Here is a 10,502-nt window from a genome sequence, read left to right as displayed (position 1 = left end):
CCCAAACCGGGCCGCCCGCTCCGGACCGCGAGCCGGCCCGCCGTCTCGGCCGGGCCCGGACGTACACCCCGGACGCGCTGGTGGTGGCCGGTTACGTCGGCCTGGCGGTGCTGCTCGCCTCCGGCCAGTGGGGCCGTGCGGACCGGATGTTCCACCAGGCCGGGGACCAGATCCTCTTCGAGTGGATGCTGGCCCGCGCGGCCCGCGCGGTGGTCGACCTCGACAACCCCCTGTACAGCGCGGCGCTGAACGCCCCGGACGGGGTGAACCTGATGGCCAACACCTCGGTGCTCGGCCTCGGCGTGCCGCTCACCCCGGTGACCCTGCTCCTCGGCTCCCAGGTGGCCTTCCTGGTGGCCGTCGTCGCCTGCCTCGCCGGCACCGCCACCGCCTGGTACGTCCTGCTGCGCAGCCGGCTCGTCGACTCCCGGGTAGCGGCGGCCGTCGGCGGTCTCGTCTGCGGCTTCGCACCCGGGATGGTGGCCCAGGCCGGTGCGCACCTGCACATGGCCGCGCAGTTCCTGGTGCCGCCGATCCTGGCGCTGGTGTTCCGCCCCGAGAGCGGCCGGGTGCTGCGGCACGGGGTGCTGCTCGGCCTTCTGGTGACGTACCAGGTGTTCCTCGGCGAGGAGGTGCTGCTCTTCATGGCTCTCGCCGCGGGCGTGTTCGTCCTGGCGTACGCCGTGGCCGACCCGCGGACCGCCCGTCGGCGGGCACCCGCCCTGCTCGGCCGCATCGGCGTCGGCGCGGCGGTGGCGGCGCCGCTGCTGGCGTACCCGCTCTGGTTCCAGTTCCTCGGCCCCGGCCACTACCGGGGGATGCCGTTCCACGCCTACGGCTACCAGCTGGATCTGGCGTCGTTCACCGCCTCCGCCCGGCAGACGGTGCTGGGCGACGGCTACCTGCCCGGCCTGCTCGCCCCGAACGCCACCGAGGAGAACTCGTTCTTCGGTCCGGGGCTGCTGATCCTCGCCGTGGTGGTCGTGATCTGGCTGTGGCGCCGGCCGCTGGTCCGCGCGCTCGCCGTCTGCGGCGCGCTCTTCGCGCTGCTCTCGCTCGGTGCGCGGGTACGCCTCGACGGCGCTCCCACGTCGGTGCCCGGCCCGTACCGGCTGGTGGGGGAGCTGCCGCTGCTCGACCTCGCCGTCCCGGCACGACTGGCGCTGGTGTGCATTCCGGTGCTGGGCATCCTGGTGGCGCTGTCGCTGGATCGGGTCCGCGCGGCCACCGCCGGCACGGCTCCCGGCGTACCGGTGCGGTTGCTGTGGGGTGGGGCGGTCGCCGCCGCGCTGCTCCCGCTGACCCCCACGCCGATCCGTACCGTGCCGGTGTGGCCGGTGCCGGCGCCCGTCGCCGACGGCCGCTGGCGGGAGTACGTCCCACCGGGCCGGACGGTCGTCGCGGTCCCACCGGTGACCGGGGCGGGCGAGAGCCCGGCGATGTTCTGGTCGGCGCGGGCCCGGCTGGCCGGCCGGATCGCCCTCGGCGCCACCGCCGTGGCCGCCCTGCTGCACCTCGCCGCCCTGGTCACCCGCGGCCTCGCCGCCGACCGGATGCCCTGGGGCAACATGTACGAGTTCGTGCTGACGGTCTCGTTCATCGGGGTCGCCGGCTGGCTCGCGGTGCTGTGGAAGCGCCCGTCGCTGCGTCGCCTCGGGCTGTTCCTCACGCTGGTGATGGTGCTGCTGCTGGCCACCGCCGAGCTGGTGCTCTACACCCCGATCGTGCCGCTGGTGCCGGCGCTCAACTCGTACTGGTTCATCGTCCACGTCTCGACGATCGTGTTCAGCTCCGGCATCTTCCTGCTCGGCGTGGTGCCCGCCGTGGCGTACCTGATGCGGGCCGGCTGGGAGCAGGGCCGGCGCAGCTTCCCGTACACCCTGGCGAAGCGGATGCCGGAGGCGGCGGCGCTGGAGCGGCTGACGTTCGTGCTGCACGCCTTCGCGTTCCCGATCTTCACCTTCGCGGTGATCGCCGGCGCGATCTGGGCCGAGGCGGCGTGGGGTCGGCCGTGGGGCTGGGACCCGAAGGAGACCTGGGCGTTCATCTCCTGGGTGGTGTACGCCGGCTACCTGCACGCCCGGGCCACGCCGAGCGTGAAGCGGAACGTGGCCACGTGGCTCGCGGTGCTCGGCTTCCTCACCGTGCTGATGAACCTGTTCGGCGTCAACATCTTCTTCGAGGGTCTGCACTCGTACGGCGGCCTGGACTGACGGTGCTCGCGCAAAATGTAGGACTACACTTCTAAGAAATGTGGTCCTACATTTTGCGGGGTGCCTGTGGAGTTGGCCAAGCCGGCGGAGATCTTCGATCGTGACGTCGAGTGGGCGGAGCTGGTCCGGTTCGCCACCGACGACCGCCCGGGGGCGACGCTGGGCGTGGTCAGCGGGCGCCGCCGACAGGGCAAGACCCTGTTGCTGTACGAGCTGGCCCGGGCCACCGAGGGCTTCTACTTCGGGGCGACAGAGGCGACCCCGGCGGACTCGTTGCGACGCCTCGGGGAGGCGCTCGGCCGGCACACCGACGCTCCTGGCCCGCTACACCTCGCGGACTGGTCGAGCGCTGTGGACGCGCTGCTCGCGCTGGGCCGAGACCGGCCGCTGACGGTGGTGATCGACGAGTTCCCGTACCTGGCTCGGGCGAGTCGTGACCTCCCGTCGGTCATCCAGCACGCCCTCACCCCGGGCCGTGCCGAGCGCACCGGCTCCCGTACGCGCCTCCTGCTCTGCGGCTCTGCACTGTCTTTCATGGGTGGCCTGCTGGCCGGTTCGGCCCCGCTGCGCGGACGGGCCGGGCTGGAACTGCCCGTCGCGCCGCTGGACTATCGGGCGGCCGCGACGTTCTGGGGGATCGGCGACCCGTCGCTCGCCGCCCAGGTGTTCGCGATCGTCGGGGGCACGCCGGCCTACCGACGGGAGTACGTCCAGGACGACACGCCCGACGGGCCGGACGACTTCGACAACTGGGTCGTCCGTGCCGTGCTGAATCCCGCTCGTCCGCTGTTCCGCGAGGCCCGCTACCTGCTGGCCGAGGATCCAGACCTGCGGGACACCGCGCTCTACCACTCCGTGCTGTCCGCGGTCGCCGAAGGCAACGGCACGCGAGGCGGGATCGCCGGCTACATCGGACGGAAGGCCAACGACCTCCAGCACCCGCTCACCGTCCTCGAGGACGCCGGCCTCCTCACCCGTGAGCCCGACCCGCTACGCAGCGGGCGCAGCCGCTACCGCATCGCCGAACCCCTCATCACCTTCTACCAGGCGGTCATGCGCCCCGCCTGGACAGCCCTGGAGCAGCGACGCGGCGCAGACGTCTGGCGGCGTTCCCAGCGTCGGTACGCGAGTGCGGTACTCGGACCCGCCTTCGAGGAGATCGTCCGGCAGTGGGCGCTGCGCTTCGCCGCACCGGAGACGCTCGGTGGCATCGTCGCGGAAGCCAGCGCCGCCGTCCTCACTGACCCCTCCAGCCGTACGAGCCTGGAACTCGACCTGGTCGCGTTCGGCGAGCCGCCGTTCGGCGACGGACCCCGGCCGCTGCTCGCCATCGGCGAGGTCAAGTGGGGTCGGACGCTGGGCGTCGCGGATGTGGACCGGCTCGTCAAGGCACGCGACCTGCTCGTCACCCGCCCCAGTCTGGACGCGCGCGGCGCCCGGCTGCTGCTCGCGAGCGGTGCGGGGTTCACCGATGACCTTCGGGCGGCCAGCCGTCGGCGGTCGGACGTGATCCTCGTCGACCCGACGCGCCTCTACACCGGCGACTGACGGGTGATGGAAAACCGTCGGATCCGGTGCAGGATCGACGGTTTTCATCACCCGATCATGGATGCGCCTTGTCAGCCGCCGAACCAGCCTGGCACGTCCAGCCGGAACAGGTGGGGCTGGGCGACCCGGTGCAGGTCGTCCTCCATCGCGGCGACCCGGTCCGCGCCGAGCGCGTCCACCCACCGGTCCCGCAGCGCGTCGAGGAGCACCGCCGAGCGGCGCAGCCCGTCGAGCCCGTGGGGAGTCATCCGAACCAGTTTGCGGCGGGCGTCGGTCGGGTCGTCGACGCGTTCCAGGTAGCCGAGGGCGACCAGCCGATCCACGGTCTTGCCGGCGGCCTGCTTCGAGACGCCCAGGCGCTGACCCAGCTCGGACGCGGTGGTGCCGTCGAGGCCGACCGCCTGGAGGACGAAGCCGTGCATCGGCCGCAGCTCGGGGTGCCCCTGCCGGTCCAGCTCGACGTGCAGGTCGTCGATGAGCGTACGGAAGCCGGCCAGCAGCAGCAGGGGCAGCAGGAAACCGGGCCGCTCCGGGTCAGCCGTTGCCACAGTCGACAACCTCGTTTACTATTTGGACAACCATGTTGACGATCCTATCCGAGAGGCGTCCGCCATGTTCACCCTGCACACCCGCGACACCGCCCCGGCCGCCGCCCGGCCGACCCTCGACGCCGTCGCACGGAAGTTCGGCCGGCTGCCCGCCGCCGTCGGACTGATGGCCGGCTCCCCGGAACTGCTCACGGGGTTCCTCGCCGCCAACGCCAGCTTCGAGGCGAGCAGCCTCGACCCGGTCCAGCGGGAGGTCGTCGTTTTGACCGTCGCCACCCGCAACGGCTGCCACCTCTGCGTGGCCATGCACACCGCCACCCTGGTCCGGTCGGGCGCGGACGACACGCTGGTCCGAGCCCTGCGGTGCGGTGAGCCTCTGCCCGACCACCGCCTGGAGGCGCTGCGGCGGTTCACCCTCGCCGTCCTCGACCACGCCGGTGCCGTGCCGGAGGCGGAGCTGCGCGCCTTCCTCGACGCCGGCCACGAACCCCGGGGAGCCCTCGACGTGGTACTCGGCGTCGGCACCTACACCATCTCCACCTTCGCCAACCGGCTCACGAAGGCACCGGTCGACCCGCAGTTCGCCGCGTACGCCTGAGGTGGCCTACGTCCGGCGACCCCGCGGTGGATGCGTGGGATGACCCACAGCGGTGACGGTGACCCGGCTTCGCCGCCGGCCCGGCCGGTGCGGGAGACTGGCAGCATGGCGGCTCGTGGCTTCCCGTACACCGATCTCAAGGACTTCCTCGCGGCCCTGGAGCGGGCGGGTGAACTGCGGCGGGTGACCGTCCCGGTCGACCCCACGCTGGAGATCAGCGAGATCGTCACCCGGACGGTCCGCGAGGGCGGGCCGGCGCTGTTCTTCGAGCACCCCACCCGGGGCGAGATGCCGGTCGCGATCAACCTGTTCGGCACCGAGAAGCGGATGGCGATGGCGCTCGGCGTCGAGTCGCTGGACGAGATCGGCGACCGCATCGGCGCGCTGGTCAAGCCGGAGCTGCCGGTCGGCTGGTCCGGCATCCGCGAGGGCCTGGGCAAGGTCATGCAGCTCAAGTCGGTGCCGCCGCGCAAGGTGAAGACCGCCCCCTGCCAGGAGGTGGTCTACCGGGGCGACGACGTCGACCTGAACAAGCTCCCCGGCCTCCAGGTGTGGCCGGGTGACGGCGGGATCTTCCACAACTACGGGCTGACCCACACCAAGCACCCGGAGACCGGGAAGCGCAACCTCGGCCTCTACCGCCTCCAGCAGCACGGCCGCAACACCCTCGGCATGCACTGGCAGATCCACAAGGACTCCACCGCCCACCACGCGGTCGCCGAGCGGCTCGGCCAGCGCCTGCCCGTCGCGGTCGCGATCGGCTGCGACCCCGTCGTGTCGTACGCGGCGAGCGCGCCACTGCCCGGTGACATCGACGAGTACCTGTTCGCCGGCTTCCTGCGCGGCGAGCGGGTCGAGATGGTCGACTGCCTGACGGTGCCGTTGCAGGTGCCGGCGCACGCCCAGGTCGTGCTGGAGGGGTACCTGGAGCCGGGCGAGCGGCTGCCCGAGGGCCCGTTCGGCGACCACACCGGCTACTACACACCGGTGGAGCCGTTCCCGGTGCTGCACATCGAGGCGATGACGATGCAGCGCAAGCCGGTCTACCACTCGATCGTCACCTCGAAGCCGCCGCAGGAGGACCACGGCCTCGGCAAGGCCACCGAGCGGATCTTCCAGCCGCTGCTCAAGCTGCTGATCCCGGACATCGTCGACTACGACCTGCCGGCCGCCGGCGTCTTCCACAACTGCGCGATCGTCTCGATCCGCAAGCGCTACCCGAAACACGCCCAGAAGGTCATGAACGCGATCTGGGGCGCGCACCTGATGTCGCTGACCAAGCTGATCGTGATCGTCGACTCCGACTGCGACGTGCACGACTACAACGAGGTCGCCTTCCGCGCCTTCGGCAACGTCGACTACGCCCGGGACCTGCTGCTCACCGAGGGTCCGGTGGACCACCTGGACCACTCGTCGTACCAGCAGTTCTGGGGCGGCAAGGCGGGCGTCGACGCCACCCGCAAGCTGCCGACGGAGGGTTACACGCGGGGCTGGCCGGAGGAGATGAGCATGAGCCCCGAGGTGGTCTCCCTGGTCGACAAGCGCTGGAAGGAGTACGGGCTCTGATGACGGCTGTGCGGGAGCGGCCCGGTCGCGTCAAACCCTTCCTCAAGCTCGTCGCGATCGAGCACTCCGTGTTCGCGCTGCCCTTCGCGTACCTGTCCGCGCTGACCGCGATGGAGGTCAACGGGGGCCGGGTGCGCTGGCTCGACCTGCTGCTGATCACCGTCGCCATGGTCGGGGCGCGGACGTTCGCGATGGCCGCCAACCGGATCCTGGACCGGCGGATCGACGCGCGCAACCCGCGTACGGCCAACCGGGAACTGGTGACCGGGGCGGTGAGCGTCCGGACGGCCTGGACCGGCGCGGCCGTCGCGCTCGTGGTGTTCCTGGGTGCCGCCGCCCTGCTCAACCCGCTCTGCCTGGTGCTCGCGCCGCTCGCGGTGGTCCCGCTGGTCGTCTACCCGTACGGCAAGCGGTTCACGAACTGGCCGCACGCGATCCTCGCGGTCGCCCAGGCGGTCGGTCCGGTCGGCGCGTGGCTCGGCGTCACCGGCACCCTCGACGGCTCGTGGCCGGCGTGGCTGCTCGGCGCGGCGGTCGGCCTGTGGATCGGCGGCTTCGACCTGATCTACGCCTGCCAGGACGCCGAGGTCGACCGGCAGATCGGCGTGCACAGCGTTCCCGCCCGGTACGGGCTGCGCTTCGCGTTGCACGCCTCCACCGTGGCGCACGTGGTGACATTCGCGCTGTTCGTCTGGTTCGGCGCGCTGGTCGGCTTCGGCTGGCCGTGGTGGATCGGGCTGGCGCTCACCGCCGTCGCCTTCGGCTACCAGCACGTCGTGGTCAGCCCCACCGACCTGAGCAAGGTCAACCGGGCGTTCTTCACGGCCAACGGGTTCGTCGGCATCGCGCTGTTCGCCTTCGCCCTGCTCGACCTGGTGCTCCGCCTCAACCTGCGGCCCTGACGGGGTGGGCGTCCGCGTAGCGGGCGCTCTCCAGGGTCCAGTCGACGGTGCCGCGCACGGCGTTGGCGACCACGTCGAGATGGTCGGTGACCGCCTCGTCCAGCGCCGGCCCGAACGACGGCACGGCCGCGCGCAGGGCCACGAAGCGGCGCATCGACTCGCGCCAGCGGTCCGCCGCGAGGTCGACGGCGACCTCCAGTGGCACCCGTTCCTCGGCGGCGATCGCCAGCACCAGGTTGTGCCCGCCCGAGGTGGCCCGGTCCCGTTCCAGTGACGCCAGGTCGTTGTACCAGGAGAGCAGGTCGTTGCCGGTGTCGGCGACCCGGGTCAGCAGCGGGTGGTGGTAGACCGGGTCGGGCAGCGGACGCCCGGTCACGAACTCCACCAGCGGGTACGACACGTACGCCGCGGAGGTGGCCCGCCGCAGTTCCACGTACCCGGCCACGTCGGGACGGCGACCGGCGGCCTTCCCCGCCGCCTCCCGCCACGTGCCGTCGAGGTGGTGGGCGACCGCGTCGGCGAAGCGGTTCCGCCACCGTGCGGGCATCCGGCGGCGCGGCTCGCGCCAGGCCCGCACCAGCAGCCGCCGCAGCGGGCCGGTGAGGCCGGTGTGCCGGAGCCGGGCCCCTCCCCGGAGCAGGATCACCACCTCGTTACGCAGTGCACGAACATCGTCCGGAGTGAGCCGATCGGGCCTGTCGCAGAGGTCGTCCACCAGGAAGAACCAGGTGAACAGAGCGGTGATGACCCGCAGGTCGGCCTCGGTCGCGTCGGGGTACAGCCGGGCCGCGTACCGGGCGAAGCGGGCTCGCTCCAGCCGCTGGTGCGCCGCCGCGCTCAGGGGCAGGTCCAGGCTCGGCAGCAGTTCGCCGTCCAGCCACCCCTGCACCCGCTCGGCGTACGGGGACAGCCGGGCCGGGATCGGACACTCGGCCCGCAGGGACCGGAGTACCTCGCCGGTGGTCACGGATTCCTCCCGCATGGGATGTCTGTCCGAGCAATTCGCCCCCGGCAGCATGCCAGGTCCACAGGGGACAGGAGTACCCGCCGGACATCGGGGCTACCGCGGAGTAATCACCCCAGGCGGGCACATACCCGCCGGAAGGCATCCGGGGGGTGCGCGCCGGTGGCCGGTGGCGACCAGGCAGGCTTGACGACATGCGCGAACCATGGGTGGTCGGTGTCAGCGGAGCCTCCGGCACGCCGTACGCGGCGGCGGTCGTACGGGCGCTCCTCGACGCCGGGGAGCCGGTGGACCTGGTCGTGTCCCGGGCCGCCCGGCTCACCGTCCTCGACGAAACCGGCCACGCGTTCCGGGACGCGCACTGGGCCGCGGACCTCGCCGCGTGGCTGGACCGGGACCTGACCGGCGCGGACGTGCGCTACTGGCCGGCCGGTGACCTCGCGGCGGGACCGAGCAGCGGCTCCTACCGGGTCCGCGGCATGGTCGTGGTGCCGGCGAGTACGGCGGCCTGCGCCGGGATCGCGATCGGTCTGTCCAAGGACCTGTTGCAGCGCGCCGCCGAGGTCAACCTCAAGGAGCGCCGGCCGGTCGTGGTGGTGCCCCGCGAGACGCCGGTGACCCGCAGCCACCTGGAGCACCTGATCGCGTTGCACGACGCCGGCGCGGTGGTGCTGCCGGCCAGTCCGGGCTTCTACGGCGCGGGAGCGGCGGCCACCGCCGCACAGCTCGTGGACTTCGTCGCCGGGAAGGTGCTCGACGCCCTCGGCGTGCCACACACGCTCTTCACGCGGTGGGCTGGTGAACTCGGCGCGGCCCGTGGCCGAAACGAATCGGGCGGAAACGCGGACCGGACCTGACGTCCGGTCCGCGCGCCGATCAGCACCTTCTCAGTACATGCCGGCGTTGGCCGGACCCGGCCCGGTCGAGGCGGCGGGGCCGGCATTACGCGGCTTGCCCATGTCCTCCGCCTCGTCCAGCATGCCCTCCCCCTCAAGCAGAGCCCGCACCTCGGATTCCCGAAACCGGCGATGCCCGCCTGGAGTCCGGATGCTGCCTATCCGGCCCGCCGCTGCCCACCTGGTCACAGTCTTCGGGTCAACCCGAAACAGTGCGGCGACCTCACCCGGTGTCAGCAGGCGATCTCCAGTGTCCACAGCCCCCTCCTCGCGTCGACGAAGCCCCCGGCTGAACACACTGCCCCCGGCCGGTGCGAGCCCAGAGCCGTCATGAGGGACGTATGGCAATTACAGCACCAGCGACCTGGCCTGTCCGCCAAACGCGAAAAACGCACTGAGTGGGAAGTTAGTAAATGGTACCGGCGGGACACTCCTTGACTGGGCGTAAGTGAACTGTGACCTACTGTGATGCTCAACGGGTGCCGGACGTCCGGCGTTACGCCCGGACGACTAGTGTCTACAGTCCGTGGACGCGATCGACCTGAGCCTCGTTGAGCTGCTGCGCGGCAACGCCCGCCTCTCCTACGCCGAACTGGCCCGGCAGGTGGGCCTCTCCGCACCGGCCGTGCACGAACGCGTCGGCAAGTTGGAGTCCAGTGGCGTCATCCGGGCCTACCGGGCGGAGGTGGAGCCGGAGACCATCGGCCTCGGCGTCACCGCCCTGATCGGCATCGTCGAGGACTCCGGCGCGGACACCGACGACGTCCTGGAGGGGTTCCGGGCGATCCCCGAGATCGAGTCCTGCTACTTCATGGCCGGCGTCGAGTCGTTCCTGCTCAAGGCCCGCGTCGGCACCATCGCGGAGCTGGAGCAGCTGATCATGCGGCTCAACCGGACCCCGGGCGTCGCCTCCACCCGTACCAGCATCGCCCTGTCGACCAAGTGGGAGAACCGCCCCCAGCCGGTCGGGTCCCCGCCCGCCTGAGCCGCCGGCGGGTCCGTCCGCCGCGACCGACCAACCTTTCGCCGTACGCTGTCGAGCTGCCCCAACGGTGAGACCACCGATGCAGGTGTGGCGGACAGGCGTACCCCGGCGGTAGCGTGCGCCGATGACCACCCCGGCGGCCGCGCCGACCCCCGGACGAGCGCCCGGACCGAGACCCGCACCGGCTCCCCGACCCGGGCCCGGCGGCGGTGCGGCGGTCGTCACCGGGGCCGCCGGTGGGCTCGGCCGCGCGATCGCCGCCGCACTGCACGCCGACGGGTG

At 72.0% G+C, this 10,502-nt stretch carries 10 protein-coding genes; 7 read left to right on the top strand and 3 right to left on the bottom strand.

Annotated features, from left to right (window positions below):
- Positions 1-1,130 precede the first annotated feature (1,130 nt).
- The gene (gene ccsB / locus AB0I76_RS14275) at positions 1,131-2,213 is read left to right on the top strand and encodes a c-type cytochrome biogenesis protein CcsB (RefSeq protein ID WP_357034520.1); all 1,083 of its coding nucleotides are present in this window, start codon (positions 1,131-1,133) and stop codon (positions 2,211-2,213) included.
- 60 nt (positions 2,214-2,273) lie between these two features.
- A complete protein-coding gene (locus AB0I76_RS14270) occupies positions 2,274-3,761 on the top strand; it encodes an ATP-binding protein (protein ID WP_357034518.1) in 1,488 nt (495 codons plus the stop codon).
- A 71-nt stretch (positions 3,762-3,832) separates the two neighbouring features.
- Here the strand turns inward: AB0I76_RS14270 and AB0I76_RS14265 are convergent, their stop codons facing one another.
- Positions 3,833-4,309, bottom strand: a complete 477-nt coding sequence (locus tag AB0I76_RS14265) for a MarR family transcriptional regulator (protein ID WP_357034516.1) — start codon at positions 4,307-4,309, stop codon at positions 3,833-3,835.
- A gap of 64 nt (positions 4,310-4,373) precedes the next feature.
- Here AB0I76_RS14265 and AB0I76_RS14260 point away from each other — a divergent pair, with 64 nt between their 5' ends.
- The 3 genes from AB0I76_RS14260 (at position 4,374) to mqnP (ending at position 7,375) form a co-directional block, all read left to right on the top strand.
- Positions 4,374-4,907, top strand: coding sequence for a carboxymuconolactone decarboxylase family protein (locus tag AB0I76_RS14260; protein ID WP_357034514.1), 534 nt, complete (start codon positions 4,374-4,376; stop codon positions 4,905-4,907).
- A gap of 105 nt (positions 4,908-5,012) precedes the next feature.
- Positions 5,013-6,473, top strand: coding sequence for a menaquinone biosynthesis decarboxylase (locus AB0I76_RS14255; protein WP_357034512.1), 1,461 nt, complete (start codon positions 5,013-5,015; stop codon positions 6,471-6,473).
- Positions 6,473-7,375: a menaquinone biosynthesis prenyltransferase MqnP gene (mqnP, locus tag AB0I76_RS14250; RefSeq protein WP_357034509.1), complete on the top strand. Its 903-nt coding sequence runs from the start codon at positions 6,473-6,475 to the stop codon at positions 7,373-7,375. The genes AB0I76_RS14255 and mqnP overlap by 1 nt, the downstream gene beginning before the upstream one ends.
- Here the strand turns inward: mqnP and AB0I76_RS14245 are convergent.
- Positions 7,359-8,357 carry a terpene synthase gene (locus AB0I76_RS14245; protein ID WP_357034508.1) on the bottom strand — a complete coding sequence of 333 codons (999 nt, stop codon included), beginning with the start codon at positions 8,355-8,357 and terminating at the stop codon, positions 7,359-7,361. The genes mqnP and AB0I76_RS14245 overlap by 17 nt on opposite strands.
- 176 nt (positions 8,358-8,533) lie before the next feature.
- Between AB0I76_RS14245 and AB0I76_RS14240 the strand changes: the two genes are divergently transcribed.
- Positions 8,534-9,196: a UbiX family flavin prenyltransferase gene (locus tag AB0I76_RS14240; RefSeq protein WP_357034506.1), complete on the top strand. Its 663-nt coding sequence runs from the start codon at positions 8,534-8,536 to the stop codon at positions 9,194-9,196.
- A 30-nt stretch (positions 9,197-9,226) separates the two neighbouring features.
- On the opposite strand, the gene AB0I76_RS14235 is transcribed toward AB0I76_RS14240, so the two are convergent.
- Positions 9,227-9,493 (bottom strand): BldC family transcriptional regulator, encoded by a 267-nt coding sequence (locus tag AB0I76_RS14235; protein WP_357034504.1) that lies wholly within the window; start codon positions 9,491-9,493, stop codon positions 9,227-9,229.
- 268 nt (positions 9,494-9,761) lie between these two features.
- Between AB0I76_RS14235 and AB0I76_RS14230 the strand changes: the two genes are divergently transcribed.
- Complete coding sequence (locus AB0I76_RS14230; RefSeq protein ID WP_357034501.1) at positions 9,762-10,220, top strand: Lrp/AsnC family transcriptional regulator; 459 nt, start codon at positions 9,762-9,764, stop codon at positions 10,218-10,220.
- The last annotated feature ends 282 nt before the right edge of the window (positions 10,221-10,502 follow it).

This window comes from Micromonospora sp. NPDC049799 (assembly GCF_040656655.1).
In the GTDB taxonomy this organism is placed as follows: domain Bacteria; phylum Actinomycetota; class Actinomycetes; order Mycobacteriales; family Micromonosporaceae; genus Micromonospora.
Note: the sequence above shows the minus strand (reverse complement) of the source record. Positions and strands in the feature narration are given on the sequence as shown.